The sequence below is a fragment of the Corallococcus sp. NCSPR001 genome, assembly GCF_017309135.1.
GTDB lineage: Bacteria > Myxococcota > Myxococcia > Myxococcales > Myxococcaceae > Corallococcus.
Genome location: NZ_JAFIMS010000002.1, coordinates 3,606,764 through 3,633,123 on the forward strand (window position 1 = coordinate 3,606,764; position 26,360 = coordinate 3,633,123).

The 26,360-nt window shown below is 70.7% G+C and carries 23 protein-coding genes; 9 read left to right on the plus strand and 14 right to left on the minus strand.

Annotated features, from left to right (window positions below; genetic code table 11):
* The 4 genes from JYJ93_RS16680 to JYJ93_RS40600 all read right to left on the minus strand — a co-directional run bounded on the left by JYJ93_RS16680 (position 1) and on the right by JYJ93_RS40600 (position 5,127).
* On the minus strand, positions 1-1,890 hold the full coding sequence (locus tag JYJ93_RS16680; RefSeq protein WP_206792466.1) for a 2Fe-2S iron-sulfur cluster-binding protein: 1,890 nt from the start codon (positions 1,888-1,890) through the stop codon (positions 1-3).
* A complete protein-coding gene (gene nuoD, locus JYJ93_RS16685) occupies positions 1,887-3,146 on the minus strand; it encodes an NADH dehydrogenase (quinone) subunit D (RefSeq protein ID WP_206792468.1) in 1,260 nt (419 codons plus the stop codon). The genes JYJ93_RS16680 and nuoD overlap by 4 nt, the downstream gene beginning before the upstream one ends.
* Before the next feature lie 13 nt (positions 3,147-3,159).
* A complete protein-coding gene (locus tag JYJ93_RS16690) occupies positions 3,160-3,678 on the minus strand; it encodes an NADH-quinone oxidoreductase subunit C (RefSeq protein WP_120566563.1) in 519 nt (172 codons plus the stop codon).
* Between the two features lie 174 nt (positions 3,679-3,852).
* Positions 3,853-5,127 carry an adenylate/guanylate cyclase domain-containing protein gene (locus tag JYJ93_RS40600; protein ID WP_206792470.1) on the minus strand — a complete coding sequence of 425 codons (1,275 nt, stop codon included), beginning with the start codon at positions 5,125-5,127 and terminating at the stop codon, positions 3,853-3,855.
* 157 nt (positions 5,128-5,284) lie between these two features.
* Between JYJ93_RS40600 and JYJ93_RS16700 the strand changes: the two genes are divergently transcribed.
* Positions 5,285-7,468: a sulfatase-like hydrolase/transferase gene (locus JYJ93_RS16700; protein WP_206792471.1), complete on the plus strand. Its 2,184-nt coding sequence runs from the start codon at positions 5,285-5,287 to the stop codon at positions 7,466-7,468.
* Positions 7,458-7,826, plus strand: a complete 369-nt coding sequence (locus JYJ93_RS16705; protein WP_169820855.1) for a PaaI family thioesterase — start codon at positions 7,458-7,460, stop codon at positions 7,824-7,826. Before JYJ93_RS16700 ends, JYJ93_RS16705 begins: the two co-directional genes overlap by 11 nt.
* Positions 7,827-7,910: 84 nt before the next feature.
* Here the strand turns inward: JYJ93_RS16705 and JYJ93_RS16710 are convergent, their stop codons facing one another.
* Positions 7,911-8,474 (minus strand): NADH-quinone oxidoreductase subunit B, encoded by a 564-nt coding sequence (locus tag JYJ93_RS16710; protein ID WP_120566535.1) that lies wholly within the window; start codon positions 8,472-8,474, stop codon positions 7,911-7,913.
* Between the two features lie 9 nt (positions 8,475-8,483).
* Positions 8,484-8,852, minus strand: coding sequence for an NADH-quinone oxidoreductase subunit A (locus tag JYJ93_RS16715; protein WP_120552545.1), 369 nt, complete (start codon positions 8,850-8,852; stop codon positions 8,484-8,486).
* A 247-nt stretch (positions 8,853-9,099) separates the two neighbouring features.
* On the opposite strand from JYJ93_RS16715, the gene JYJ93_RS16720 reads away from it, so the two are divergent.
* Positions 9,100-10,647 carry a methyl-accepting chemotaxis protein gene (locus JYJ93_RS16720; RefSeq protein ID WP_206792473.1) on the plus strand — a complete coding sequence of 516 codons (1,548 nt, stop codon included), beginning with the start codon at positions 9,100-9,102 and terminating at the stop codon, positions 10,645-10,647.
* Between the two features lie 15 nt (positions 10,648-10,662).
* Here the strand turns inward: JYJ93_RS16720 and JYJ93_RS16725 are convergent, their stop codons facing one another.
* Entirely contained in the window at positions 10,663-11,493 is an 831-nt protein-coding gene (locus JYJ93_RS16725) for a PHP domain-containing protein (RefSeq protein WP_206792475.1), read from the minus strand.
* A gap of 193 nt (positions 11,494-11,686) precedes the next feature.
* On the opposite strand from JYJ93_RS16725, the gene JYJ93_RS16730 reads away from it, so the two are divergent.
* From JYJ93_RS16730 to JYJ93_RS16740, 3 genes are all read left to right on the plus strand, one after another.
* Positions 11,687-12,910, plus strand: a complete 1,224-nt coding sequence (locus tag JYJ93_RS16730; RefSeq protein ID WP_206792477.1) for a deoxyhypusine synthase family protein — start codon at positions 11,687-11,689, stop codon at positions 12,908-12,910.
* 29 nt (positions 12,911-12,939) lie between these two features.
* Positions 12,940-13,368, plus strand: a complete 429-nt coding sequence (locus JYJ93_RS16735) for an OsmC family protein (protein WP_206792479.1) — start codon at positions 12,940-12,942, stop codon at positions 13,366-13,368.
* A gap of 137 nt (positions 13,369-13,505) precedes the next feature.
* Complete coding sequence (locus tag JYJ93_RS16740; RefSeq protein ID WP_206792481.1) at positions 13,506-14,033, plus strand: hypothetical protein; 528 nt, start codon at positions 13,506-13,508, stop codon at positions 14,031-14,033.
* A 15-nt stretch (positions 14,034-14,048) separates the two neighbouring features.
* Here JYJ93_RS16740 and speA read toward each other — a convergent pair whose 3' ends face one another.
* Complete coding sequence (speA, locus tag JYJ93_RS16745) at positions 14,049-16,058, minus strand: biosynthetic arginine decarboxylase (RefSeq protein ID WP_206792483.1); 2,010 nt, start codon at positions 16,056-16,058, stop codon at positions 14,049-14,051.
* A 236-nt stretch (positions 16,059-16,294) separates the two neighbouring features.
* Between speA and clpX the strand changes: the two genes are divergently transcribed.
* A complete protein-coding gene (clpX, locus tag JYJ93_RS16750) occupies positions 16,295-17,371 on the plus strand; it encodes an ATP-dependent Clp protease ATP-binding subunit ClpX (RefSeq protein WP_206792485.1) in 1,077 nt (358 codons plus the stop codon).
* Here the strand turns inward: clpX and JYJ93_RS16755 are convergent.
* Complete coding sequence (locus JYJ93_RS16755) at positions 17,361-18,125, minus strand: CvpA family protein (protein ID WP_206792487.1); 765 nt, start codon at positions 18,123-18,125, stop codon at positions 17,361-17,363. The two genes, clpX and JYJ93_RS16755, sit on opposite strands and share 11 nt — an antisense overlap.
* Before the next feature lie 21 nt (positions 18,126-18,146).
* Entirely contained in the window at positions 18,147-19,163 is a 1,017-nt protein-coding gene (locus tag JYJ93_RS40080; protein WP_242543836.1) for a J domain-containing protein, read from the minus strand.
* Here JYJ93_RS40080 and JYJ93_RS16765 point away from each other — a divergent pair.
* Positions 19,162-19,326, plus strand: coding sequence for a hypothetical protein (locus JYJ93_RS16765; RefSeq protein ID WP_206792490.1), 165 nt, complete (start codon positions 19,162-19,164; stop codon positions 19,324-19,326). The two genes, JYJ93_RS40080 and JYJ93_RS16765, sit on opposite strands and share 2 nt — an antisense overlap.
* Positions 19,327-20,522: 1,196 nt before the next feature.
* Here JYJ93_RS16765 and dnaK read toward each other — a convergent pair.
* The gene (gene dnaK / locus JYJ93_RS16770; RefSeq protein ID WP_206792492.1) at positions 20,523-22,130 is read right to left on the minus strand and encodes a molecular chaperone DnaK; all 1,608 of its coding nucleotides are present in this window, start codon (positions 22,128-22,130) and stop codon (positions 20,523-20,525) included.
* 215 nt (positions 22,131-22,345) lie between these two features.
* On the opposite strand from dnaK, the gene JYJ93_RS16775 reads away from it, so the two are divergent.
* Positions 22,346-23,179 carry a class II glutamine amidotransferase gene (locus tag JYJ93_RS16775; protein WP_206792494.1) on the plus strand — a complete coding sequence of 278 codons (834 nt, stop codon included), beginning with the start codon at positions 22,346-22,348 and terminating at the stop codon, positions 23,177-23,179.
* A gap of 8 nt (positions 23,180-23,187) precedes the next feature.
* On the opposite strand, the gene mrtX is transcribed toward JYJ93_RS16775, so the two are convergent.
* From mrtX to polX, 3 genes are read right to left on the minus strand one after another with little or no spacing between them, the layout of a single operon-like run.
* Positions 23,188-23,913, minus strand: coding sequence for a myxosortase MrtX (gene mrtX / locus JYJ93_RS16780; protein ID WP_206792496.1), 726 nt, complete (start codon positions 23,911-23,913; stop codon positions 23,188-23,190).
* Positions 23,910-24,521 (minus strand): serine protease, encoded by a 612-nt coding sequence (locus JYJ93_RS16785; protein ID WP_206792498.1) that lies wholly within the window; start codon positions 24,519-24,521, stop codon positions 23,910-23,912. The genes mrtX and JYJ93_RS16785 overlap by 4 nt, the downstream gene beginning before the upstream one ends.
* A 19-nt stretch (positions 24,522-24,540) precedes the next feature.
* Positions 24,541-26,301: a DNA polymerase/3'-5' exonuclease PolX gene (gene polX / locus JYJ93_RS16790; protein ID WP_347402696.1), complete on the minus strand. Its 1,761-nt coding sequence runs from the start codon at positions 26,299-26,301 to the stop codon at positions 24,541-24,543.
* Between the last annotated feature and the right edge of the window lie 59 nt (positions 26,302-26,360).

A 26,360-nucleotide genomic window follows, 5' to 3' on the forward strand; every position in this document is an offset into this window, starting at 1 on the left:
TCAGATGCCCCTCACGCGCGGCGCGCCGAACTCACGGTAGCCCGGCGGACGGCCGTCGGCACTCGACGGCAGCGGGTTGATGCCCGGCTTCTCCCGGTCCGGCGGAGAGGCCTTGTCCCAGTTGAACTCGGCGAACTCGGACACCTGACCCGAGAGCGCCCGCCACACGTCGCGCGCGGAGGCCGCGGCGGCCTCGCCGCCCAGCTCGCGCGTCAGCTCCGTGGCCCACTTCCAGTGCGGCACCGCGTCCCCCTTGGAGGGGTACGCCTTGCGGAAGCGCTGGGTGATGCCGTCCGCTTGCGTGAACGTGCCCTCGTCCTCGATGTGCGCCGAGGCGGGCAAGAGCACCGTGGCCTGCGCCGTCACCGGGGACTCGTTCTGCGCCTGGACGACGAAGACCTCCAGCGAGGCGGCGACCTCCGCGAACGCGGCCGCGTCCGTGGGGACCTCCGCGCCCAGCGCGTAGAGCGCCTTCACCTGGCCGGCCTTGATGGCGGGGGTGAGCTCCTCGAAGCCCTTGAGCGACAGCCCCAGGCCCTTGGCGATGAGCGCCAGGCCCTGGCGGTTGGGGTTCTTGTCCGCCGTCATCAGGTAGTGGTCCGCCTTGCCCTGCGGACGGCCCCCGACGAACACGGACGTCACGCCCAGCACCGTCTTGGCGAACGTCAGGCCCGCCAGCAGGTCCTCGTTGGACGCGAGCGGGGAGGCCAGCACCGCGAGCTGCTTGGAGCCCGCGAGCGGCTTGAGCGCCTTGGCCGCGCCGAGGGCGGCGTCCTTGCGCGTGAGCACTGGCTGCACCGTGCCGGGGGCCTGCAGGCCGCGGCCCACGCGGGCGGACAGCACGCGGCCCACGTTCAGGTCCTTGTACGACAGGCGGCCCTGGTCGCACATCCAGCTCTTGTTGATGGCCTCGTTCTCACGCGGGCGGTAGCGGTAGGTGTCCTGGGACATCCAGTCCGCGGAGATGTTGCAGCCGCGCGAGCAGCCCGTGCAGACGGACGGCGTGGCGGACAGGAACCAGGAGCGCGCCTTGAAGCGGAAGTCGCGGGAGAGCAGCGCGCCCACCGGGCACACGTCCACGGTGTTCAGCGAGTAGTTGCTGTTCAGCTCGTTGCCCGGGAAGACGTCGATGCGCTCGTGGCTGCCACGGCCGAAGACGCCCAGCTGGGGCTCCTTCGGGATCTCGTTCATGAAGCGGACGCAGCGCGTGCAGATGATGCAGCGCTCCTGGTCCAGCACCACGTGAGGCCCCAGCACCTTGCGCTTGTGCTTGAGGGCCTTGGTGCCCTCCAGGCGCGAGGGCTTGTAGTTGTACTTCATGTAGTAGTCCTGCAGCTTGCACTCACCGGCCTGGTCGCAGATGGAGCAGTCGACCGGGTGGTTCAAGAGCAGGAACTCCATCACCGCGCGCTGCTGCTCCTTGACCTTGGGGGTCGTGGTCTTGATGACCTGACCCTCGGCCATGGGCGTCTGGCAGGCGGGGACGAGCTTGGGCGCGTTGGACGCCTCAATCAGACAGATGCGGCAGTTGGCCGCGATGGAGAGGCGCGGGTGGTAGCAGTAGTAGGGGATCTCCGAGCCGACCGACTTGGCCGCCTCGATCATGTTGGTCCCCGGCTTCACCACGACTTCGCGCCCGTCGATGACCGCCGTCACGAAGCCCGGGTTCTTGGGCTGCGGCTTGGGCGGAGGGCCACCCGCGGGCGCCGCCGGCTTGGGCGGAGGCGTCCCGGTGGGGCCGCTGGCGGCCGCTGGCGGCGAGTCCAGCTTCGCGCCGGCGGGCGGGTTGGACGGCTCCGGGCCAATCTTGGCCGCGGGCGTGTCGGTGGGCGCGCCCTTGGGGGGCGTCTGCGCGTCACCGGTGGGCTTCTTCGTGTCGTTGTCGCTCACTGCTCGACCTCGCCGCCGATCATGTTGATGGTGTCAAAGGTGGGAACGAGGTCCGCGAGCATCTTGCCCTGGATGATGTGCGGCAGCGCCGACAGCACCGGGAAGCCCGGGGCGCGCACGTGGACCTTGTACGGACGGCCGCGGCCGTCGCTCACCAGGTACCAGCCCAGCTCGCCGTTGGACGCTTCCGTCGCGTCGTAGACCTCGCCGGGGGGAACCTGGATGCCCTCCATCACCAGCTTGAAGTGGGCCATCACGCCTTCGATGGTGCCGTACACCTCCGGCTTGGGCGGCAGCGCGATGCGCCAGTCGTCCACGATGATGGGACCCGCGGGGATGGTGTCGAGGGCCTGGCGGATGATCTTGATGGACTGCCGCATCTCCTCCAGGCGCACGAGGTAGCGGTCGTAGTTGTCGCCGTGCTCGCCCACCACCACCTCGAAGTCGAAGCGGTCGTAGACCCAGTACGGCTGCACCTTGCGCAGGTCGTGGTCCACGCCGCAGGCGCGCAGCGCGGGGCCGGTCCACCCGAAGTCGATGGCGTCCTCGGCGGTGATGATGCCGGTGCCCTTGGTGCGGTCCACGAAGATGCGGTTGCGCGTGAGCAGCCCGTCCATCTCCACGAGCAGCTCTTCGGTGCGGTCCAGCGTCTTCCTGACCTTCTCCGACCAGCCCTCCGGCAGGTCGCGGTTCATGCCACCCACGCGGCCGAAGCTGGTGGTGAGGCGCGCGCCGGTGAGCTCCGTGACGCGGTCCTGGATGAGCTCGCGGGCCTCCATGCCATAGAGGAACGGCGCGAAGCCGCCCATCTCCAGGCCGGTGGCGCCCACGCACGTCAGGTGGTCGGTGAGCCGGTGCAGCTCGCTGCCGATGACGCGGATGTACTGGGCGCGCTCCGGGATCTCCAGGCCGATGAGCTTCTCCACGGCGTTGAGGAACCCGAAGTTGTTCATCATCGCGGACAGGTAGTTGAGCCGGTCCGTATACGGCAGGCACTGCGTCCAGGTGACGTTCTCGCAGCTCTTCTGGAAGCCGCGGTGGAGGAAGCCGATCTCCGGGTCGATCTTGACGATGGTCTCACCCTCGAGCTCCACCTTCAGCCGCACGGTGCCGTGCGTGGCCGGGTGGGAGGGGCCCATGTTGATGACCATGTTCTTCGTCTGGAAGTGCGACTCCAGCTCCGACTCCTCGTGGGCGAACCCATCGGTGTCGGGGTTGTGCGGCTTCTGCGTGTCGGTGTTGTGGCTGTCGGCCATGGTGAGGTCTCGATCAGGCGATGCCGCTGGTGCCGGGGCCGCGGAAGATGTCCTTGATGGGGCGCTCGGGGATCAACGGCTGGCGGTCGCGCAGCGCGTAGTCCTTGCGCAGGGGGTGACCCTGGAACTCGTCGTACAGGAGGATGCGGCGCAGGTCCGGGTGGTCCGTGAAGCGGATGCCGTAGAAGTCGAACACCAGCCGCTCCCACCAGTTGGCGCCGCGGTACAGCGGCGTGAGGGAGGGCAGCTCCGGGCGGGTCTCGGTCACGCGCACCTTCAGGCGCACGTGCTCCTTCCGCTTGAGCGAATAGAGGAAGTAGACGACCTCGAAGCGCGGATCACTCTCCGCCAGGTGCAGGCGATCCACGGCGTCCGCGGAGCCGAACAGCTTGAAGTCCAGCTCGGGGTCCATCTTCAGGAAGGTGGCGACCTTCGGCAGCCACTCGGCATGAATGACGGCCCAGGCTCCACCAGCGCGGTCGACATAGCGCTCCGCGACCGCCTCGGGGAACTGGGCGGCGACCCGGTCCAACGCGAAAATGCTCAAGGGGGGCCTCGATCTACGACAGAGGAAACCGCGGCTTTATAAGGACCGTTCGCGTGAGGCGTCAACGTAAACCCTCAACCGTGTAGGCCACTTAGGCGGTCCAGTAGCCCGGCGTCGCGATCCACCCCCTGCCTGCCTGGGCACGGCGTGCGGAAGGGGTCAGGCGGCCACGTCCGGGCCCAGCACCGGCGCCCCTTCGGCGGGCTCGGGGATGAAGGTCACCACCGGCTGGCTCTTGCCGGGGACGAGCGCGGTGGGCGCGGGGGCCCAGCGGAAGGCGTCACCCGCCCGCTCGCGGGTCGCCTGGGAGACGAGCACCGGCACCCCGAAGCCCTTGGTCAGCCGCTCGATGCGGTTGGCCAGGTTCACTGTGTCGCCAATGGCCGTGTACTCCAGGCGCCGGAACGGCGAGCCGATGTTGCCCAGCACCACCGGCCCGGTGTGCACGCCCACCCCCATGCGCAGGCCGGGCTCTCCCCGGGCGGCGCGCTCGGCGTTGACGGCCTCCAGTTCGCGCACCATGTCCAGCGCGCAGCGGGTGGCGCTCCGGGCATGCAGGGCGTCCGGCAGCGGGGCGCCGAAGTACACCATCAGTGCGTCCCCGATGAACTTGTCGAGCGTCCCGCCATGGCGGAACACCACCTCCACCATGCGGCCGTAGTACTCGTTGAGGATGGTGACCACCTGCTCGGGTGGCAGCCGTTCGCTCAGGGCGGTGAAGTCGCGCACGTCCGCGAAGAGGACGGACACCTCGCGCAGCTCCGGGGCGGGGGAGTCGCGGTCCTGGAGGCGCTCGGCGACGGCGGGGGAGAAGTAGCGGCCCAGGCGCGCGCGCTGGAGCTCCTCCTGGGTGACCGCGGCGGACAGCAGGCGGATGCGCTGGAGGAGCCGGGAGGCCCCGGCGGCCGTCATGGCCAGCATCACCGCGCCGGCCACCTGCGCGCCTCCGCCGATGGCGGCCTGCCGCTGGAGCTCCACCTCCGCGAGGATGGCGATGACCGTGACGAGCTGGGTGACGGGCCGCCGCAGGCTCAGCGCGGACAGCAGCACCAGCGCCGCGAAGATGCCCAGCGTGAAGCCGGCCACGCCGCCGGGGGACGGGGACACCGGCAGCGCCAGGTGCTGGAGCCAGAACACGGCGGGCACGTCCACGAACGCGACGGACAGCGACGCCCAGCGGGCGATGCGCGCGGAGGCCGTCACCGCCACGGCCACGACGGTGGTGCACACGAGGTACAGCGCGAAGGGCGCCAGGTAGACGTCCCAGTCGTGCAGCCCGCGCGCGCGGCCCAGGTAGACGATCATGCAGAACAGCACGCCCACCGCGCCCAGCCGGACCCACGCCAGGTGCTGTCCATTGGACTGCCGTTCCATGTCGAGCGCGCGCCGGACGGACTCCTGCAAGCTGTCGCTGGGCGTGACGCTGGATGACATGGGAAGTGCCTTCCGGGCCGAGGGAAGCGTTGGCCGGGTACAGTGCGGGTGCCATCTTGTACCGCGAGTGTGCCCGATGCACGTCAGGCGCTCCCCGAAAGCCCGGTAGAACACAGAGTTGGCGCAAGAACGCCTGGACGGAGTAGAGGCTGGAGGCATGTCCGTGCGGTCCGTTGCCTCCTTCCTCCGCGCCATTTCGGGGCGCCTGGCCCTGGGCGCCCTGCTGGGGCTGATGCTCTTCGGCGCCGAGACGCTCTGGCTGCTCAGGGCGGGCGTGGTGGGCGTGGACATCCCCCTGGACGGCCCCTACGCGGCGCTGGCGGCGGCGGTCCGGCCCCTGCTGCCCGGCGTCATCCTGCGCGTGGCCTCCGTGTACGCGGTGGCGGGCGCCCTGCTGGGGCTCGCCGCGGCGGTGCTGACCCGCGCCTGGACGCGGCGGGGCGGGTGGAGGGCGCTGGCGTGGATGGTGCCGCACTGGCTGGGGCTCTTGTCGTTCTGGGCCTGGGACCGGGCGCTCGCGCGGCCCGCCCTCTTCGACGACCTGCCGGCGGTGCGGCCCGTGCTGGCGTGGCTGGTGGATCACGGCGAGCCGTGGCAGGCGCGCGCGGCGGCCGGGGCGTGGGTGTCGGTCCATCTGGCCGTGCTGGCGTGGCGGGGCGCGCGGGGGCTGCGGCGGTTCGTGTCCTCCGGCGGCCCGGCGCCCCTCCGGGCGGAGCGCGCCGCGTGGGTGGTGGTGGCGGGCGTCGTCGGGGTGCTGGCGGTGGCGGTGACGGTGCGGCGCGCGGGGCCTTCCGTCCGGCGGCCGCTGGTGGTGCTCATCGGCATCGACGCGTTCCGGCCGGACCGGCTGGGCGCGACGGGGCATGGCGTCGCGCCCCAGGTGGAGCGCTTCCTCCAGGACGCCACGCTCTTCACCCGGGCCTACACGCCGGTGGCGCAGACGGAGCCCGCGTGGCGCTCGCTGCTCACCGCGCGCTGGCCGTACCGCACGGGCGTGCGCTACCCGCTGACGCCTGACGCGCGGCTCGTGCTGGCGCCCACCTTCGCGCAGCACTTCGCGGAGGCCGGGTGGCGCACGGTGTTCGCCACGGACTGCTCGCGCTTCCACTTCGAGGGCCCGGCCTCCGGCTTCGCCACGCGCTGGCAGCCTCCGCGCGGGGCCATCAACTTCGCGCTGGAGAAGCTGCGCTACCGGGCGCTGGGGCTGTTCGCGGACAACCCGGCCGGCGCCGCGTGGGTGCCCGAGTTCATCGACAACCGCGCGCTGGCCGGCATCCATGACCCCATGGGCTATGCCCGGCGGCTGTCGGAGGGGCTCGTGGCGGAAGCAGGGGAGGGGCCGCTGCTCTTCGCCTTCCACGCCACGGCGGCGCACTTCCCGGGCGACCCGGTGTATCCGTTCTACCGCCGCTACGTGTCCTCCTCCGAGCCGCTGGAGCGCCGGCTGCGCATGCACTTCGCGCCGGTGACGCCGGGGGCGAAGGGGGCGTGGAGCCGCGCGGGCGCGGAGGGGCTCTACGACGAACTGCTCGCGCAAGCGGACGCGCAGGTGGGCACGCTGCTGGACGCGCTGCGGGCCTCCGGGCGCTACGACGACGCGCTCATCGTGCTGATGTCCGACCACGGCGAGAGCTTCCACGCGGACCGGCCGGACCTGGCGGGCGCGACGTCCGTGCACGGCGCCCGGCTGGGCGACGAGGAGAACCGCATCCTGCTCGCGGTGAAGCTGCCCGGCGGCCGTGGCGCGGGCCCGGCGCAGGTGGACGCGCTGGCGCGGCTGGTGGACGTGGGCCCCACGCTGCTGGAGCTGTCCGGCCTGTCCGCGCTGCCGGAGTCGGACGGGGCGTCGCTCGGGCCGCTCTTGCGCGGCGAGGGGCGTCCGCTCACGCCGCTGTACGCGGAGACGGGCTACACGCACGTGGTCCCGGAGGTGTTCGACCCGGGCCACCGGCCGGGCGCGCCGCGCACCTTCGACGCGTACCGCCTGCGTCCGGACGGAGTGGTGGAGATGGGCGACGAGGCGGGCATGGCGGTGCTGCGCGAGAAGGACACCGGCGCCTTCGACGGCGAGCGCTGGGTGGTGGACCGGCCGCAGGCGGACGGCACCGTGCGCCGCACCTGCACGGGTGACTGTGAAGGGGCGGACGCGCGAGCGCTGGCGGACTGGCTGGACGACGCGACGGAGCGCGCACCGGAGCCCGCCTCACGTAGAGTCGCCGGCCATGTCGACGACCGAAACGACTCGCGGCCTCCAGGAAACGTACGCCCCCCACAACGCCTGCTTCGGGTGTGGCCCGGCCAACCCCAAGGGGCTGCGCATCCGCAGCCGCGTGGAGGGTGACCTCGTCGTCGCGGACTGGACGCCGGAGGAGCACCACCAGGCGTTCCCGGGCGTGCTCAACGGCGGCATCATCGGCGCGCTGCTGGACTGCCACTGCAACTGGACGGCGGCGTACCACCTGATGAAGGCGCAGGGCGCGGCCACCCCTCCGTGCACCGTCACCGCCGACTACGCCATCGTGCTCAAGCGCCCCACGCCCATGGGCCCCGTGCACCTGTCCGCGAAGCCCGTGTCGATTGAAGGCGACCGCGTCGTCGTGGAGGGCACCCTCACCGGGGAGAACGGCAAGGTCACCGCCACCTGCCGCGGCACCTTCGTCGCCGTGAAGGAAGGCCACCCCGCGTACCACCGCTGGTAGGCCCCGGGAATGCCTCGGGCCCCGTCACCGGCCTCTTCGTGAGAGGCGGCGCGGGGCCCGTGGGGGACAGCGAAAGCGGTGTGACTACTTGCCGGCGGCGAGCATGCGGGCGTGGTGCGCCGCGGTCTCGTTGGGCTCGCCCGGGTCACGCAGCCGGTGCACCTGGTTGCCGATCTTGTCCTGCAGCAGCATCAGGCCGTCCAGCACCTGCTCCGGACGCGGCGGGCAGCCGGGGATGTAGACGTCCACCGGGATGATGCGGTCGATGCCCTGGAGCACCGCGTAGTTGTCGTAGAAGCCGCCCGAGGACGCGCACACGCCGAAGGACACGACCCACTTGGGCTCGGTCATCTGCTCGTAGACGCGCTTGAGGATGGGGGCCTGCTTCAGGTTGATGGTGCCCACCACCATCAGCAGGTCCGCCTGGCGCGGCGAGAAGCGCGGGAACTCCGCGCCGAAGCGCGAGATGTCGTGGCGGCTGGCGGCCACGGACATGTACTCCATGCCGCAGCACGCGGTGGCGTACGGGTAGGTGAACAGCGAGTACTTGCGGGCCCAGCCCAGGCCCTTGGACACCAGCTTCTGGAAGAAGCCCATGGCTTCGTCCCGGCGGGTGGTCATGATCGGCGCGATGTCGGTGTCAGCCATGGCGTAGTCTCAGCTCTCCCAGTCGAGAGCGCCCTTCTTCCAGACATAGATAAGGCCCACGACCAGGGTCGACGCGAAAACCAGCATCTCCACGTAGCCGAACCAGCCGAGCGCCTGGAAGTTCACCGCCCAGGGGTACAGGAACACCGCTTCCACGTCGAACACGATGAAGAGCAGCGCGATGACGTAGAACTTCACGGCGAAGCGCTGGCGAGCGGGACCGCTCGACTCGGAGCCTGCTTCGAAGGGGGCCGACTTGGTGCTGCTCGGGCGCTTGGGGCCCAGCCGGGTGGTGACCTGGGGGATGATCATCCCCATGACACCGGCCAGCAGGAGCACCACCGCCAGCGGCAGGTACGGGGCGAGGGGTGTAGTCATCGGGCGCGGACCCTAACGACACCGCTGGCGTCGTGTCAAAGGGAAACACCCCCGCGCCGGGCCCGCCAACCCCTTGAGATGACGGCCGAAACAACGCCGCCCGGACGCCTGCCCCCGGACGGGCGGTGGATCAGCGGACGCCCGCCGCTCCCGGGCCTGGACCGGGGCCGGTTTGACGCTGTGGGGAGCCCACGCCTAGCGTCAGTGGGCTGTCCTTTCCGCGTTCATCGCCAGGGGAGTCGTCGACATGTGGGGCCGGCTGACCTTGCGGATGCAGGTGGCGATCGCGGTGCTGCTCCCGTGCCTCGCGGTGGTGTTCTTCACCGGGGTGTACTTCCCCGCGCGGCAGAAGGCGGCCGGCCTGGAGGTCCTGGCCGGCAGGGCCGCGACGCTGGGGACGCTGGTGGTGCGGCACCCCTCGCTCGCGCTGCCGGAGACCGCGCCGGACGCCCGCGCTCGGCGCGACGAGGTCTTCGACCAGGTGGAGTCCGGCGGCTTCACGCTGACGTTCCAGGAGCTGACCCGCGCCGACGGCACCGTGGTGGCCCTGCGCGGCCAGGTCCCGGAAGGGACCCCCGAGCCGAAGCAGCCCCATCCGGGGACGTGCTCGGTGGCGCGGGACATGGAGCAGGTCGTGGTGCGCTGCGAGAGCGATGGCCGCGTGTACCGCGCGGGCTTCGGCACGCACGAGGTGAAGGCGGCGCTGGCGGCGACCGAGGGCTACTCGCTCATGGGCTACCTGGGCGCCGCGGTGCTCGGCCTGGGGCTGGCCGTCATCATCAGCCGCGCCATCGCGGACCCCGTGTCGCGCGTCACGCAGGTGGCGCGCGAGGTGGCCCGGGGTGACGTGTTCCGGGGGGAGCTGGACGTGTCCGCCGCCGGCGAGGTGCGCCAGATGGCCACCTCCTTCAACGAGATGCTGGGCACGCTGCGCTCCACGGTGATGGAGCTCGTCACGCGCACCGAGCAGCTGTCCAGCGCGTCGCGGGGCCTGATGGGCGCCTCCGCGGATCAGGAGCACGTCATCAGCCAGCAGGCCGCGTACGCGCAGCAGATCGCCGCCACGTTCGAGGAGCTCTCCCGCACCGCCGAGCAGATCTCCTCGTCCACGGAGGTGGTGGAGTCCAGCGCGCGGCGCACCCATGACGCGGTCGCGGAGGCCATGGCGGTGGTGGCGCAGGTGGTGGGCGGCATCAACGACATCCGCACGGAGTCCAAGGGCGTGGCGGACGCCATCGTGGGGCTGAACAAGGACCTGCAGCAGGTCTCCAAGATCGCCCAGGTCATCAACCAGGTGGCGGAGCGAAGCGACCTGCTGGCGCTCAACGCGGCGCTGGAGGGCACCAAGGCCGGCGACGTGGGCCGGGGCTTCTCCCTGGTGGCCGCGGAGATGCGCAAGCTGGCGGAGAACGTGTCCGTGTCCGCGCGCGACATCGCCCGCATCGTGGAGAAGGTGCAGGACTCCGGCGAGGAGGCCGCGTCCAAGGCCCGCGTGGGCATGGCGACGAGCGACCGGGGCGTGGAGGTGGCCGAGCAGGCCTCCGCCGTCTTCCTGCGCATCGTGGAGCTGGCGCGCGGCACCAGTGAGGCGGCGCGGCAGATCACCATCGCCACCCGCCAACAGCGTCAGTCCAGCGAGCAGGCGGTGCAGGGCGCGCGCAACGTGGCGGACCTGGTGAAGCAGGGCGTGGACGCCACCGGCCGCACCACCCGCATCGCCCAGGACCTGCAATCCGTGGCCGAGGGCCTCACCGCGGTGACCAGCCGCTTCAAGGCCCAGCAGCCCCGGTCCTGAGCCCCCGGCTCTGACTCAGACGGGGCGGGACGATGGCGCGCGGGCGCGCAGCTTCTGGAACAGCTCCGGGGCCATGGCCGCGACGCCCAGCCGGTGGTCGGGCGCCACCGCCTCGCCGTGGAAGTCGCTGCCGAAGGTGGGCACCAGGTCGAACTCCGCCGCGAGCGCCAGGTACTTCTGACGCACCGTGGGGTTGTGGTCCACGCCGAGGATCTCCAGGCCGGAGAGGCCCGCCTTCGCCAGCGCTTGAATCTCCGAGCGCTCCATCTTGGACGAGCCGGGGTGGGCGAGCGTCGCGGTGCCGCCCGCGTCGCGGATGAGCCGGATGGCCTCCGCGCCGTCCAGCTTGAAGCGCTCCACCCACGCCGCGCGGCCCGTGCCCAGGAAGCGGTCGAACGCGGCCTTCACGTCGATGCACCAGCCCTGATCCACCAGCACCCGCGCCAGGTGGGGCCGCCCCAGCTGCGCGTCCCCGGCCACCTTGCGCACCTGCTCCATGCGCACCGGGAAGCCCAGCTCCCGCAGGCGGGCCACCATGGCCTCCATGCGGTGCGTGCGCTCATCCCGCAGCCGGTCCGCGAAGCGCGCCAGGTCCGGGTCCTCCGGGCGCAGGAAGTGGCCCAGGATGTGGGCCTCCTTGCCGTACACGAAGGCGGACAGCTCGATGCCGGGCACCAGCTCCATGCCGTGCGCGGCGGCGGCCGCCTTCGCCTCGTGGAGCCCCGCCACCGTGTCGTGGTCCGTCACGGCCAGGACGGTGACGCCCGCGGCGGCGGCCTTCGCCACCAGCTCCGAAGGCGGGTACTGGCCGTCACTGGCGGTGGTGTGCGAATGCAGGTCGATCACGGCGGGGGACCCTCCAGAGGGCGGCGAGGCGGGCACTCTTACGCCATGTCCCCATGGGAAGGGGCCTGAAGAGCGGGCCCTGTGTGAATCCGCACGGCGGGCGGTTTGTTCCTGTCCGGTGGCGGCCCCGGGGGAGGGCGGGGCTGGAGCCGGGCCTCCCCTTGGCAGGCCGGCGGTGTTAGATCGCCGCGCCATGGCCAAGACCCAGACCCCGAAGAAGTCCACCCTTCGCGCCGCCTACGCGAACGCGCGCAAGGCGGATCCGCGCCCCATCACCGGCAAGGAGAAGCCGGCGGAGCTGCTCGCGCACGCGTTCAGCGCGTACGTGGGCCGCCAGGAGCGCACCGCGTTCGAGCTGATGCAGCAGTCCGTGCAGCAGGACGCGTCCATCTTCCTCACGCTGTCAGGCGCCATGACGCCCGCGGGCCTGCACCAGTCCTGCATCATCCCGCTGGTGGAGAAGGGCATCATCTCCGCCATCACCACCACGGGCGCCAACCTCTACCACGACGCCCACCGCATCATCGGCCACGGCATCCGCGAGGTGAACCCCAACGCGGGCGACCTCCAGTACCGCCTGGCGCGCATCATCCGCATCTACGACCTGGGCTTCTGGGAAGAGGCGCTGCTCGACACCGACCGCCTCTTCTCCGCCATCCTCCGGCAGCCGCAGTTCCAGCGGAAGATGACCACCCCGGAGTTCCACTACCTCCTGGGCAAGGCCATCCACGGCATCGAGAAGCAGCTGGGCGTGAAGCAGCCGTCGCTCCTGTCCACCTGCTACAAGCACGGCGTGCCCATCTGGGTGGGCGCGGTGCAGGACGGCTCCATCTTCCTCAACGTCGTGAAGCTCAAGCGCCTGCTGGGCGACGAGTTCAAGTTCGAGCTCGACATCAACGACGACGTCTATTCCATGGCCGCCATGCAGCACTACTGCCGCCACCACGGCAGCGGGAAGCTGGCCATCTGGATCCTGGGCGGTGGCGTGCCCAAGAACTACACGCTCCAGGGCGAGCCGCTGCTCGACCAGATTTTGAACGTCCCCACGTCCGGCTTCGACATCGACGTGCAGTTCTGCGTGGACCCGGTGGACAACGGCGCGCTGTCCAGCTGCCCGGCCGGTGAGGGCCACACCTGGGGCAAGGTGTCCGTGGAGGCGGTGGAGACGGGCTCCATGTACGTGCACTGCGACGTGACGGCGGTGTTCCCCTGGCTCACGCACGCGCTGTTCAGCGAGCCCAAGAACAAGCGCAAGCCCATGCGCCTGATGGACAAGATGGACGACGCGGTGAAGTTCCTGGACGCGGACGTCAAGAAGCGCAGCAAGTCGCTGATGAAGACGCTGGACTGGAGCGTCGAGGACGCCGAGCCCTCCTCCGAAGAGGATGCGAAGTCCCACGACAGCTTCGTGCGTTAGTGCGCGGTTCTTTTCCCAAGGAGACGGTGATGAGTCAGCAGCCCGCGACGGGTGTGGTGATGTCCCTGGTGAGTGCTCCCCAGCTGAAGACGCAGGTGACGCACGGTCCGTCCGGCGCGACGCTGCCCACGGAGGCGCCGAAGGACAACGGCGGCACCGGCGGCAGCTTCTCCCCCACGGACCTGGTGGCCACGGCGCTGGCGTCCTGTGTCGTGACGACCATGCACCTGATGGCCGGCAAGGAGGGCATCACCCTGGGCGAGGTGCGCGCGACGGTGGAGAAGCGGATGACCCCGCCGCCGCGCAAGATTGGCGAGCTGGTGCTCTCCATCCTGATGCCGTCCGGCCTGGCGCCGGAGCAGCGCGCGATGCTGGAGAAGATCGCCCACGAGTGTCCCGTGGCGCGCAGCCTCCACCCGGACGTGAAGGTGACGGCGTCGTTCGGTTACCCGGACTGAAGCGGCCGTGAGTGAGGGGGCTCGGCAGGCCGTCTGCCTTCCGAGCCTCCGCCGAGCGTCCATGGCCGCATGCGGCAAGCGGCCGTCGTGCCCACCCTCGTGAAGTCCATGGATGCCTCGGGGGAGGGGCACTCGACATGAATGTGAAGCGACTGGGCATCTATCTCAACGACCACCTGCTGGGCTCCACCGTGGGACTGGACCTGGCGAAGCGGACGGAGCGGGAGAACCGCAGCAATCCGGTGGGCCAGTACCTGGCCACGCTCATCCCGCTGATTGAACAGGACCGCGCCACGCTGCTCACCGTGATGTCCGCGCTGGAGGTCCGCGTGGATCCGCTGAAGGTGGGTGGCGCGTGGATCACCGAGAAGCTGTCGCGGCTGAAGCTCAACGGCTCCTGGCTGCGCTACTCGCCGCTGAGCCGGCTGGTGGAGCTGGAGGGGCTGTGCGTGGGCTCCCACGGGCGCGTGTCCCTGTGGAGGAGCCTGGAGCGCGTGGCCGCGAAGGAGCCGCGCCTGGCGCGGTTCGACTTCGCCTTCCTCGCCGAGCGCGCCGACGGGCAACTGGAGACGCTCCAGACGCTGCGGCTGCGCTCGACGGATGCCGCGTTCAGCGACACATCCGTCGAGACCGGCGAACAGGCACCGGTCCCGACGGAGGCTTGAGCGACGTCAGGGCCTTCAGGTCCCCGAGGGCGTGACGGGCGGACGCGCCGCCCCGTTCTCGGGGCCGGGCAGGAGGCGCAGCTGGCTGGCGGAGGTGAACGTCGCGTCCACCTCCCGCTCCAGGTACGTGTAGCCGGACAGGCCGTCCTCGTAGACGCGCAGCAGGTTGCGCGACTCGTCCAGGGTGATGCGCCCCTGGCGCAGCGCCAGCTCCGTGAACTTGCGCAGCTTCGCGACGAGGTCGTCCTTGTTGTAGCTCACGTAGTTGAGCACTTCCGTCACGGTGTCCCCGGCGACGACGTGGTCGATGAGGTAGCCGCCGCCCGGAGCCAGCGACACCTGCACCGTGTGCGTGTCCCCGAAGAGGTTGTGCAGGTCGCCCAAAATCTCCTGGTACGCGCCCACCAGGAAGATGCCCAGGTAGTAGTCGTCGCTGTTGAGCGCGTGCAGCTCCAGCGCGTCCTTCACCTCGCGCTTGTCGATGAAGTGCTCGATCTTCCCGTCCGAGTCGCAGGTGATGTCCGCCAGCGTCGCGCGCCGGGTCGGCTTCTCCGCCAGGCGGTGGATGGGCATCATCGGGAAGAGCTGATCAATGGCCCACGAGTCCGGCAGCGACTGGAACACGGAGAAGTTGCAGAAGTACGTGTCCGACAGCTGCTTCTCCAGCGCCTCCAGCTCCTCCGGAATCTCCCCGGCCTCGCGCGCCACGCGCAAGATCTTGTGGCAGATGGCCCAGTAGAGGTTCTCCGCCGCCACGCGCTGCTCCAGCGACAGGTGGCCCAGGGAGAACAGCTGGAGGCTCTCCTCCTTGGCGTCCTGCGCGTCGTGGAAGGCCTCGATGACGTTCTTGTTCGTGACCTCGCGGAACGTCGAATAGAGGTTGCGCACCACGGAGGGCGCCTTGTCGTCCACCTTGTCGGGCGTCTGGGACGGGTCGAACTCGCTGGTGCCCAGCACGTCCACCACCAGCACCGCGTGGTGCGCCACGACGGCGCGGCCGGACTCGGAGACGAGCGTGGGGTGCGGCACGCCCGCGCGGTCGCACGCCTCCATCACGCCGAAGACGACGTCGTTGGCGTACTCCTCCGTCGTGTAGTTCATGGAGGAGGCGAAGTTCGTCTGGGAGCCGTCGTAGTCCACGCCCAGGCCGCCGCCCACGTCCAGGTACTTCAGGGGCGCGCCCTGGCGGGCCACCTCCACGTAGAAGCAGCCCACCTCGCGCAGCGCGTTCTTCACGTTGCGGATGTTGGAGATCTGGCTGCCCAGGTGGAAGTGCAGCAGCTCGAACGAGGCCAGCAGGCCCGCGTCCTTCATGAAGCCGATGCAGTTCATCAGCTCCGACGAGGACAGGCCGAACTTGGAGCGGTCACCGCCGGACGCCTCCCACTTGCCGGCGCCGCGCGTGGACAGCTTCACGCGCATGCCCAGCCGCGGCGTGATGCCGGTGCGGCGCGCCACCTCCGCGATGAGGGGCAGCTCGCTGGGCTTCTCCACCACCAGGATGACGTTGCGGCCCAGGCGTGAGTAGAAGAGCGCCGTCTCGATGTACTCCTCGTCCTTGTAGCCGTTGCAGATGACGAGCGCGTCCTCGCTGTCCAGCAGCGCCATGACGGCGAGCAGCTCCGGCTTGCTGCCGGCCTCCAGGCCGTAGGTGTGCTCCTTGCCCGCCTCGATGATGGTCTCCACCACGTAGCGGTGCTGGTTCACCTTGATGGGGTACACGCCCCGGTACAGGCCCTTGTAGCCCTGATCCGCGATGGCCTTCTTGAACGCGTTGTTCAGGTGCACCACGCGGTGGCGCAGCACGTCCGTGAAGCGCAGGAGCAGCGGCAGGCCGATGCCCCGGCGGCGGACCTCGTCCACCAGCTCCTTGAGGTCCATGCTCGGAGCGGCGGGCCCGTCCGGGTGGACGCACACGTGGCCCTTGTCGTTGATGCCGAAGTAGGGCGAGCCCCAGTTGCGGATGCCGTACAGCTCGTGGGCATCGGCCAGGGTCCAGCGGTGCTGAGGGGAGGGAGCGGCCATCGTTGTTTCGTGCCTCCGGTGGAGCGCGCGGCGAGGTGTGGAAACTCCCATGAACACGGGAGGGGGGCCGGACTATCGGAAACGCCCCATCCATTCAATAGCCGCCTGTTCCCAGGGCAGGCAGGCGGGCAGGGGCCCATTTCCGGGCTCTGGCCCTGGTGGGCCGGTCAGCATCCAATTCCTACCCTTCCTCCTGGGCAGCGCAGGGAGGCCGAGTGGAGAGAAGGGGAGGGTACATGGAGTCGTCCGCACGCAGGGAAGAGGCAGCGCCACTGACCCCGCGGGAGATCTTCGAACGTCTGGACAGGTACGTCATTGGCCAGGACGCCGCGAAGCGAGCGGTGGCCATCGCCGCGCACAACCACCTCAAGCGCATCCAGGCGCGGCGGATGCGCCGGCAGTCCCTCATCAAGAAGTCCAACATCCTGCTGATTGGTCCCACGGGCAGCGGCAAGACGCACATCGCGCGCAACCTGGCGGAGATCCTCCACGTCCCGTTCACCACCGTGGACGCCACCGAGTACACGGAGGCGGGCTACTACGGGAAGGACGTGGAGGTGATGGTGTCCGACCTGCTCTTCAAGGCGAACCACTCCGTGGAGGACACCCAGCGGGGCATCATCTTCATCGACGAGGTCGACAAGATCGCCCGCCGCACCCAGGGCGCGCGCAACGGCGCGGGCAGCCGCGACATCGGCGGCGAGGGCGTGCAGCAGTCGCTGCTGAAGCTCCTGGAGGGGCGCGAGGTGCACGTGCCCATGAACGTCACCCAGGCGTGGAACAAGAGTGACTTCGTGCAGGTGGACACGCGCGACATCCTCTTCATCTGCGCGGGCACGTTCAGCGACCTGCACGACTACGGCGACGAGGGCAGCCGGGCCATGGGCTTCGGCGCGGACGCGCTCGGGGCGAAGCGCAAGGAGAAGCGCATCTCCACGAAGCAGCTGGTGGACTTCGGGATGATGGCGGAGTTCCTGGGCCGCATGCCGGTGATGGTGCAGTTGGAGCGGCTGGGCGAGCCCGACCTCCTGCGCGTGCTCACCGAGCCGCCGGATGCCATCACCCGCGAGTTCAAGGAGCTGATGTCGCTGGATGAGATTGAATTGGAGTTCCCGGAGAGCGGCCTGCGGGAGGTGGTGCGCTACTCCATCGCGCGCGGGCTGGGGGCTCGCGGCCTGCGCTCCATCCTGGAGCACGTGATGTCGGACATCATGTTCGAGGCGCCGGAGCGCAAGCACCGTCAGGTGACGGTGGACGCGGAGTTCGTGAAGGCGCGGCTCGCGGCGCTGGACGACGTGGAGCTCACCGCTTAGCGGGCGTGGGCTTCTCGGAGGCCCGGGCGGCGGCGCCCAGCCGTGCCGCCGCCTGCGGATCCTGGATGAGCTGGAGCACCACGTCGTTGCGCAAGAGGGCGCGCGTGTCGCCGCGCTCCAGCGCGTTCTGCAGGTCCCGGTGCGACAGCGCGAGCTGGAAGCGCGGGTCCTTGCGCAGCGCCTTGTAGGCCGGATCCTCCTGGAGCTTCTTCGCCTTCGCCGGGTCGTGCGTGGCCTGGGCCACCTGGACCAGGTCCTCCAGCGGGGCGAACTGGGTCAGCTCGAAGAGGTTGAAGCGGCGGGACAGGTCGAAGGCGACGGAGCCCTTGGGGGCCACGCCCCAGCGCTGCCCGGCGATGACGACGTGCTGCTCCATGAACGTCAGCGCGCTCAGGCAGACCCAGAACAGGGCCGCCATCTTCCCTCCGCCGAGCACGAAGCCCAGGGTGCGGTCCAGGCCTCGCTCGTCCGGGTCCTTGCCGGAGAGGAAGCGCAGGAGCAGCGCGCCCAGCGCGTAGCGCACGGTGAGCCACGTGACGACGAAGAGCAGCACCGTGCCGAAGAGCGTCCCGATGAGCAGCGGTGAGCCCAGCGCGACGGCGAGCTGGGGGCCAACGACGGGCGCGAGCTTGCGCGAGACGAAGTAGCCCGCCGCGAGCCCCACGGAGTTGGCCACCTGCCGGGCGGCGCCGGAGAGGGCGCCGAGGAGGCCGAAGAACAGCACCATGCCCAGGAGGATGAGGTCGATGACCATGGGGTGGGCTCCTGGGGACCGCTAGCGGATCTTGAACGAGGAGTCGCCCTTGGACTTGTCCGCGGACTGCTTCTGGGCGTCCGCGAGGGCTTCCTTGTAGCGGGCGTTGGAGGGCTCGTAGGTGAGCGCCATCTTGAGGTTGCGCTCCGCGGCGGAGGGGTTGCCGGACTCCAGGTCCTTCTGGGCCTGTGCGTAGAACTGACGGCCCTTGGGGTGGGTGCCGATCTGCTCTTCCTGTTCCTTCTTCGCGGCGGCCTTCGTCTCGGCCTCGGAGGCGTCGGTGAAGCGCAGCTTCTGCGCGCGGTCCGGGCCGGCGATGTCGGTGAGGTACTTCTTGCGCTTGGTGTCGTCGCGCAGGACGTAATAGGCCTCGGTGACGCGCTTGTAGAGCTCGTTCACCTGGTCCTTGAGGGCCTTGGACTCCAGTTGGAAGAAGCGGTCCGGGTGGTAGACGCGGCTCTCTTTGTAGAACGCCTTCTTGATGTCGCTGGGGACCGCGGCGCGGTCCAGGCCGAGCACCTCGAAGTAGTCCATCTGGTCGAGCTTCGCGCAGCGGGCCTCCAGGTCCGCGAGCTGCTCCGGGCTGAGGGCCGGGCCTCCCGCGGTGGCGGGCGGCGTTGGAGGCGTGCTGGCGGCGGGAGGGCGCGGCGGAGCCACGGGCGGTGGCGTCGGAGGCCGGGGAGCGCCGGCGGGCGCGAGCGCGGGCAGGGACGTGGTGGGGCGGTTACCGGGGCGCGGCGGCGCGGGAGTCGCCGGAGCGATGGGCGGGACGATCTGCCCGATGGCGAGCACCGGCGGCGGTGTCGCGGAGATGGCGGGAGGAACCGGAGGCCTGGGCGCGACGGGCGGCGGCGTCACCGGGCCCACGGTGGGGACGGGGCGCGCGGCGGGAGCGCCCGGAGGCCGGACACCCGCGGGGGCGATGGTGGGCACCGAGGGCGGACGGGCCGCGGGAGCCACCGGCGGAATCGCCGGGCTCAGCGGCTGCATGGTCGGCACGGCCGAGGGACCGCGAGCCACGGGCGGCGGCGTCGGCATGGACGCGATGCTCGGCACCGCCGGAGGCATGGCGGGAGGCATCGCGGGCGAAGCGCTCCCGGTGGGCGGAACGACTGGAGCGATGCGAGGCGCCGATGCGGGAGCCGTCACCGCGCCCACTGCGGGCGTCGTCGTGGTGGGCCGGGCGGTGGCGGGCGCTTGAGGCGGAGTTACCGCGCCCACGGTGGGTGTCGTGGTGGTCGGCCGGGCGGTAGCGGGCGCTTGAGGCGGCGTCACCGCGCCGACGGCGGGAATCGCGGTCACGGTAGGGCGAGCACCGGCGGGAGTCACCGCGCCCACGGCCGGCGTCGTGGTGGTCGGCCGGGCGGTGGCGGGAGCCTGCGGCGGCGTCACCGCACCGACGGCAGGAATCGCGGTCGCGGTAGGGCGAGCACCGGCGGGAGTCACCGCACCAACGGCAGGAATCGCGGTCACGGTCGCGCGAGGCGTGGCGGGCGTTGCCGGAGCCTGGGGCGGCGTCACCGCGCCGACAGCAGGCATCGCGGTCACGGTGAGCCGGGTCTGCGCGGTCGTCACTGGCGGTACCGATGCGACTCCGACAGAGGGAACCCCCGACACCGTGGGCCTTGCCGCGGCAGGGGCACCCACAGGGGCGATGCCTGGCGGTGTCCCACGGGGAGCCGCACCCATGGGCGCGAGGCCCGCGGGTGTGGGGCGCGGCGGTGCTCCCGTCGTGGGTGCTCCTCCTGCGGGAGGAACGGCCGGCACACCGCTGGACGACGCGGGCTGCGCGGTCGCCGGAGCCACCGAAGGAACCTGACCCGACGCAGGCCGGGCCGTCGCAGGGGCCACGGACGGAACACCGCCCACAGCGGGCGCTACCGAAGGAACCTGACCCGATGCAGGCCGGGCCGTCGCTGGGGCCACGGGCGGAACGCCACCCGCGGCAGGAGCTACCGAAGGAACCTGTCCCGACGCAGGCCGTGCCGTCGCCGGAGCAGTAGGAGCCACCGAAGGAACCTGACCTGAAGCAGGCCGCGCAGTCGCCGGAGCCACCGAAGGAACCTGTCCCGACGCGGGCCGCGCCGTCGCCGGAGCCACCGAAGGAACCTGTCCCGACGCGGGCCGCGCCGTCGCCGGAGCCACGGGCGGAACACCTCCCGCTGCCGGCGGCACCGCGGGCACCTGACCCGAGGCGGGCCGGGCCGTCCCTGGGGCCTGGGGAGGCGCGACGGGGGGCGGCGTGAGAGGCCGGGGGGCCGCCGGTGGGATGGACGGCGGCATGGAGGCCGTCACCCTGGGCAGGGCGGGCGTCGCCGGACGCGCGGGGGCCGGGGGCACGGCGGGCCCTGGCGGTGCGCCAGAGTTCGGATCGGAAGGCTCGGACATCGGCGGTGCCTAGTTGGCCACGGCGGGCAGGTCGCTGCTGTTGTGGCCGGCGAGCCGCGTGTTGCGGTTCGACTGGATCGACTGCTGGATGTCCGCCTCCGTCATGCCGGACGACAACGTGATCGTCGTGGACGTCTTCTGTCCCGTCTCCACGTCGCACGCGGACACGTTCACCAGACCGTCCGTGTTGATCTCGAACGTCACTTCGATCTTCACCTCGCCGCGATACCCGATGCGGAAGCCCGAGAACTCGAACTCGCCCAGCATCTCGCACTCCTCGGCGCGGTTGGACTCACCCTGGTACACGCGGATCTTCACCTTCTCCTGCCCGTCACGGCTGGTGGTGAAGGTCTTCGACCGGTCGATGGGCACCGGCGTGTTCTTGTCGATGATCTTCTCCGTGTACCCGCCCACGGTGCCAATCCGCAGCGTCAGCGGCGTGACGTCCACCAGGAACGTCTCCGTCTTGCTGTCGAGCAGCGCGTGCGACTGGAGCGCGGCGCCCATGGCCACGACCTGATCCGGGTTGATGCCCTCCAGCGGATCCTTCTGGAAATAGTGCTTCACCGAGTTGCGGATGATGGGCAGCCGCGTGGGCCCGCCCACCAGGATGACCGCGTCGATGTCCGCCGCCGTCAGCCGCGCGCTCTGGAGCGCCTCGTCGCAGACCTTGAACGTGCGCTGCACCAGGTCCATCACCATCCGGTTGAACTGGTCCTGGTTGAGCGTGTTGCGCAGGTCCATCACGTTGCCGTTGGCGTCCTGGCAGATGCCCGCGCACAGGATGTCCGCGGTGCCGTACTGGCCCACGTCGATCTTCGCCTTCTCCGCCGCGTCCTTCAGCATCTGCAGGCAGTACTTGTTCTGCCTCAGGTCCAGCCGCGTGCGGTTGAGGAAGTCGTCCGCCATCCACGTCATGATGCGGTCGTCGAAGTCGTCGCCGCCCAGGTACGTGTCACCCGCCGTGGCCAGCACCTCGAAGACGTCCTTGCCGATCTCCAGGATGGACACGTCGAACGTGCCGCCGCCCAGGTCGTAGACGACGACGCGCTGGTTGACGTCCCGGCCGAAGCCGTACGCCAGCGCCGCCGCCGTGGGCTCGTTGAGGATGCGAAGCACCTCCAGCCCCGCGATGCGGCCCGCGTCCTTCGTCGCCTGGCGCTGGTTGTCGTTGAAGTACGCGGGGACGGTGATGACCGCCTTGTGCACCTCGCGGCCCAGGTACGTCTCCGCGACGGCCTTCATCTCCTTGAGCACCAGCGCGGAGATCTCCGGCAGCGAATAGCTGCGCTCCCGCACGCCGATGCGCACCGAGTTGTTGTCGCCCTCGACGATGCGGTAGGGCATCACCGCCTGCGCCTTCTTCACCTCGTCGGAGAAGTAGTACCGGCCGATGAGCCGCTTGGCCGAGTACACCGTGTTCTCGGGGCTGGTGATGATGTTCTTCTTCGCCGCGTTGCCCACGAGCACGGACCCTTCCTCCAGGAAGGACACGCACGAGGCATGCGTCGTCTCGCCCCACTCGTTGGGGATGACCGTGGGTTGGCCTTCATGGACGACCGACACGCATGAGTACGACGTGCCCAGGTCGATGCCGATTGCGATGTCGTCCGCCATTCCGTCTCCGGTGAAGACCTGCACCCCGGCTCCTCTGGGAAGAGGGCGGTCGGGAAGCGCCCGGAGGTTAGGCTCCACGTTCCGGGGTGTCAATTCAATGACTGATCAAATGCCAGCCATTTCAAGGGCTTAGCGCCAGAGCAGGGGAGCGGGTTCGCGTCGCTGAACCGGGGTTCCATGGACCTTATCCCTAGGGGTGAAGGGGGGAACTCTCCATGTCCGCCATCCTCGCCGCCCTGTCGTCGGACCCCAACCTGCTGCGGTGCGAGCTGCACCGGCTGACCGGGCAGGTCGTCCTCCGCCCGGATGCTCACGCCAACGCGCTGGGGGTGGGCTCCTATGCCCAGGAGGAAGTGCTCCTGCGCCGCCTGGCACCGGACCGCGACCTCACGCTGGACGACCTGGGACCGCCACACGAATCAGAGGCCGTGCTCTTCCACGCGAACCGGCTGCCGCTCGGCCTGTCGCCCGAGGAGAACACCCAGCCCTTCCGGGTCCGCCACTGGTTGTTCGCCCACCAGGGGCCGCTGCCGGACTTCGAGCCCCTGCGTGCCCCGCTGCTGTCGCGCGTGCCGGAGCACCTGCGGCGGCTGGTGCGCGGCCCCACCGACAGCGAGGTCCTCTTCGCCCTGTTCCTCACGCACCTGCGGGAGCTGGGCCGCACGGATGATCCGCGCCTGGGGCCGGCCGTCGCTGGCCGCGTGTTGCGCGACACGGTGCGCGAGGTGGAGGCCGCGCTCGTGCAGGTGGGGCAGCGGCGCATGCCACCGCTCAACATGGTGGCCACCAATGGCACCGTGCTGGCCGCCACGCGTCGCGGCGAATCCCCGCTCTACTACACGCGCCTGGAGGGCAGCGCGGAGTGCGCCCACTGCGGCGTGACTCCCGCGACGCCGGAGACGCACCCGGAGGTGGGCGCGCATCGCCGCCGCCGCACGGTGGTGGTGGCCAGCCACGTGACGCGCACCCAGGGCTGGGTGGAGCTGCCGCAGGGCACGACGCTGACGGTGGGCGCGGACCTCCAGGTCCAGCACCTGCCGGCGTCCTGAAGGGGCCGCTACGGGCCGCCGAAGAAGGAGACCTCCAGGAAGCGCACGTAGAGGTTGCAGGCGGCGTGGAAGAGCGAGCAGCCGACGATCGTGCCGGTGCGCTCGCGCATCCAGCCGAAGAGGAGGGCGGGGAAGAACACCGCCAGCCTCCACGTCTGGAAGATGGCCAGGTGGCCCAGCGCGAAGAGGAGCGCCGTCACCCAGAAGGCGCGCCCCAGCCGCGCGCCCAGCACCACGCGCCCCTGGGGCCACGCGTCGCGCAGGCGGGCCTGGAGGTAGCCCCGGTAGAAGAACTCCTCCGGCAGGGCCACGACGAAGAGCTGATCAATCACCCACTCGCCAAATCGCGGCGGCAGGCGCGGCTGGAAGTGGCCTTCGCCGATGATGGGCGTCAGGTGGCGCGCGAGCCCGGGCGGCAGGTGCGGCACCACCTGCACGAAGGCGGCGAAGCCCGCGAAGAACAGCGGCCCCACGATGGCGCACATCACCAGGAACAGCTTCAGGTCCTGCCTCCACGCGCGCAGGGTGAGGCCGTAGTCGCGGTAGTCCTCGTCGCGCCAGCGCATGGGGATGAGCGGCAGGTAGAGGAAGCCCACCGTGGCCACCAGCTTGGGCACGCTGGTGCCCCCGGCGATGAGGAACGCCGCGATGATGCCCAGGAAGCCCAGCGCCCAGAGGCCCATGGCCTCCTGCACCGCGCTCACCTTGAACGGGGGCCCCGAAGGCCGGCTCATGGCGCGTCCGCCGAGGCGAGCTCCGCCTTCACCGCGGACAGGGGCAGGGCGCGAACCCCGCGGCCCCGGCGCTCGACGACGACGCCCACCAGCCGCCCGTCCCCGTCATACAGCGGGCTGCCCGGCGCGAGCGTCAGGGCCACGTCGAAGAACGGCGCGGGGGCGGCCTTCGCCACCGCGGCCCTGGGCGTGTCTCGCTGGCCCTTCTTGCGCGCGGGCATCACGCCCACCACCCAGCGCCCCGCGAGCCCCTCCGGCACCAGCCGCACCGGCACCGCGGGCCACGTGCCCTGGGGACCCGCCACCACCGCGACCTGGAGCGCCGTGCTGGAGAGCACCACGCGCGCCGTCAGGGCGTTGCCCGCGTGCACCACCTGGACGGAGTCGGGGCCCACGAGCGACACGGCGGTGAGCACCTGGCCATCCGCGCCCACGATGATGCCGGGGCCCGCGTGCTGGGGGCCGCGCACGCGCACGGACGAGCGGGCGTGCAATTCCAGCACGCGCTGGAGGTCGGCGCGCGACGGACGGGCCTCCGCGCCGGCCCGCGAGGGCAGGGCCAGGAGGAGACACAGCAGGGCGGGGACGAGAAGGAACGGGCGGAACATCTGCGCGCCCGCAAGCCTATCAGCGCTCTCGCAAGGCGGCGAGGAAGCTCTCCGCGGACCGGGTGTTGAGGATGTCCTTCTTGCGCGCCCAGCCCCGGCGCGCCGTGGCCACCGCGTACGCCAGGTTCTTCAGGTCCTCCTGGCGGTGCGCGTCGCAGCTCACCACCAGCTTCACCCCGAGCCCCACGGCCTGCCGCACGTACTCGGACTTGATGTCCAGGCGCGCCGGCTTGCCGTTGATCTCCACCGCCACGCCGCGCTCCCGGGCGCGCTCCAGCACCTCCTCCATGCGCAGCGCGTACGGCTCGCGGCTCTGGATGAGGCGCCCGGTGGGGTGTCCCAGGATGTGCAGGTGCGGGTTGTCCAGCGCGGCCAGCACCCGGCGCGTCATCTGGTCCTCGTCCATGGAGTGGCGCACGTGGATGGACGCGATGACGACCTCCAGTTGCTCCAGCACGCTGTCCGCGTAGTCCAGCGCGCCCGACTCCAGGATGTCCACCTCGATGCCCTTGAGCAGCCGCACGCCGGGCACCGCCGCGTTCACGCGGTCGATCTCCTCCCACTGCCGCTTGAGGTCGTCCACCTTGAGGCCGCCCGCGTGGATGGCCGCCTCGCTGTGCTCGGTGATGGTGAGGTACTTGAGCCCCAGCGCCTGGGCCGCCCGCGCCATCTCCTCCAGCGAGTTGCGGCCGTCGGACCAGGTGCTGTGCGCGTGCACCGCGCCCTGCACGTCCTCCAGCGTCACCAGGTCCTCCGGCAGCTTCCCGGCCCGGGCGGCCTCCACCTCGCCGTTGTCCTCGCGCAACTCCGGCGGCACCTCCTGCATGCCCAGCAGCCGGTACAGCGTCGCCTCGTCGGGGACGGGGAGCTTGGTGCCGTCCTCGCGGTGCACGCCCCACTCGGAAATCTTGAGGCCCTTCTCGTGGCCCAGGTTGCGCAGCCGGATGTGGTGCGCCTTGGAGCCGGTGAAGTGGTGCAGCGCGGTGGCGAAGTCCTCGTCCGGCAGCACGCGCAGGTCCACCTGGAGGTCGCCCTGCACCATGCGCACGGAGCACTTGCTGTCGCCCTTGCCAATCACCGTGGCCACGCCCGGCGCGTTCGCGAGCGCGTCCAGCACCGGCCCCGCCTCCTTCGCGGAGGCGATGAGGTCCACGTCGGACACGGTCTCCGCGCGGCGGCGCACGCTGCCGCCCAGGCTCGCGCGCACCACGCCCGGGGCCTGGCGGATCCGCTCCAGCAGGCCCTCCGCGATGGGGAGCGCTTCACCCAACAGCTTCCGTTCTCCCCGGGCGCGCCGGTACACGGCGATGCCGTCCAGGAGCTTCGTCTCGCTCTTGGCGCCAAAGCCCTTGAGCTCCCGCACGCGGCCGTCCTTGCAGGCGCGCTCCAGGTCCTCGACGCTGCCCACCTGGAGCTCGCTCCACAGGGCGGCCACCTTCTTCGGGCCCACGTCCGGCAGCTTCATCAGCTCCAGCAGGCCGGCGGGGAACTGGGCCTTCAGCTCCTCGAACGCCGTCATGCGGCCGGTCGTCACCAGCTCGGTGAGCTTCTCGGCGAGCCCCGGGCCGATGCCCTGGAGCTCCTGCAGGCGGCCCTCGGTGACGATGGCGCCCAGGTCCTGCGGCAGGTTCGCGATGCGGTCCGCGGCGATGTCGTAGGCGCGGACGCGGAAGCCGCTCTGCCCCTGGAGCTGGAGCAGGAGGGACATGTCCCTCAGGAGCTGGGCAACGGCCGCCTTGTCGGTGAGCACGGCGGTGGAGGGTGTCACGTCGGGAGTCACGGTCGGGAAATTAATGCCGGGGGAACGGGGGTGCAGGCCCGGACGGGTTGTGGGAAAAG

What these genes read in the sequence shown, in the direction of transcription:
- JYJ93_RS16735 (WP_206792479.1), top strand. Translation starts at nt 12,940, where the DNA reads ATGAGTCAGCAGCCCGCGACGGGTGTGGTGATGTCCCTGGTGAGTGCT.
- JYJ93_RS16740 (WP_206792481.1), top strand. Translation starts at nt 13,506, where the DNA reads ATGAATGTGAAGCGACTGGGCATCTATCTCAACGACCACCTGCTGGGC.
- JYJ93_RS16755 (WP_206792487.1), bottom strand. Translation starts at nt 18,125, where the DNA reads ATGGTCATCGACCTCATCCTCCTGGGCATGGTGCTGTTCTTCGGCCTC.
- JYJ93_RS16775 (WP_206792494.1), top strand. Translation starts at nt 22,346, where the DNA reads ATGTCCGCCATCCTCGCCGCCCTGTCGTCGGACCCCAACCTGCTGCGG.
- JYJ93_RS16715 (WP_120552545.1), bottom strand. Translation starts at nt 8,852, where the DNA reads ATGACTACACCCCTCGCCCCGTACCTGCCGCTGGCGGTGGTGCTCCTG.
- JYJ93_RS16720 (WP_206792473.1), top strand. Translation starts at nt 9,100, where the DNA reads ATGTGGGGCCGGCTGACCTTGCGGATGCAGGTGGCGATCGCGGTGCTG.
- JYJ93_RS40080 (WP_242543836.1), bottom strand. Translation starts at nt 19,163, where the DNA reads ATGCCGACGCCGCCGCCCGTGGCTCGCGGTCCCTCGGCCGTGCCGACC.
- JYJ93_RS16730 (WP_206792477.1), top strand. Translation starts at nt 11,687, where the DNA reads ATGGCCAAGACCCAGACCCCGAAGAAGTCCACCCTTCGCGCCGCCTAC.
- speA (WP_206792483.1), bottom strand. Translation starts at nt 16,058, where the DNA reads ATGGCCGCTCCCTCCCCTCAGCACCGCTGGACCCTGGCCGATGCCCAC.
- JYJ93_RS16710 (WP_120566535.1), bottom strand. Translation starts at nt 8,474, where the DNA reads ATGGCTGACACCGACATCGCGCCGATCATGACCACCCGCCGGGACGAA.
- JYJ93_RS16785 (WP_206792498.1), bottom strand. Translation starts at nt 24,521, where the DNA reads ATGTTCCGCCCGTTCCTTCTCGTCCCCGCCCTGCTGTGTCTCCTCCTG.
- JYJ93_RS16765 (WP_206792490.1), top strand. Translation starts at nt 19,162, where the DNA reads ATGGACGCGATGCTCGGCACCGCCGGAGGCATGGCGGGAGGCATCGCG.
- nuoD (WP_206792468.1), bottom strand. Translation starts at nt 3,146, where the DNA reads ATGGCCGACAGCCACAACACCGACACGCAGAAGCCGCACAACCCCGAC.
- clpX (WP_206792485.1), top strand. Translation starts at nt 16,295, where the DNA reads ATGGAGTCGTCCGCACGCAGGGAAGAGGCAGCGCCACTGACCCCGCGG.
- JYJ93_RS40600 (WP_206792470.1), bottom strand. Translation starts at nt 5,127, where the DNA reads ATGTCATCCAGCGTCACGCCCAGCGACAGCTTGCAGGAGTCCGTCCGG.
- JYJ93_RS16700 (WP_206792471.1), top strand. Translation starts at nt 5,285, where the DNA reads ATGTCCGTGCGGTCCGTTGCCTCCTTCCTCCGCGCCATTTCGGGGCGC.
- mrtX (WP_206792496.1), bottom strand. Translation starts at nt 23,913, where the DNA reads ATGAGCCGGCCTTCGGGGCCCCCGTTCAAGGTGAGCGCGGTGCAGGAG.
- dnaK (WP_206792492.1), bottom strand. Translation starts at nt 22,130, where the DNA reads ATGGCGGACGACATCGCAATCGGCATCGACCTGGGCACGTCGTACTCA.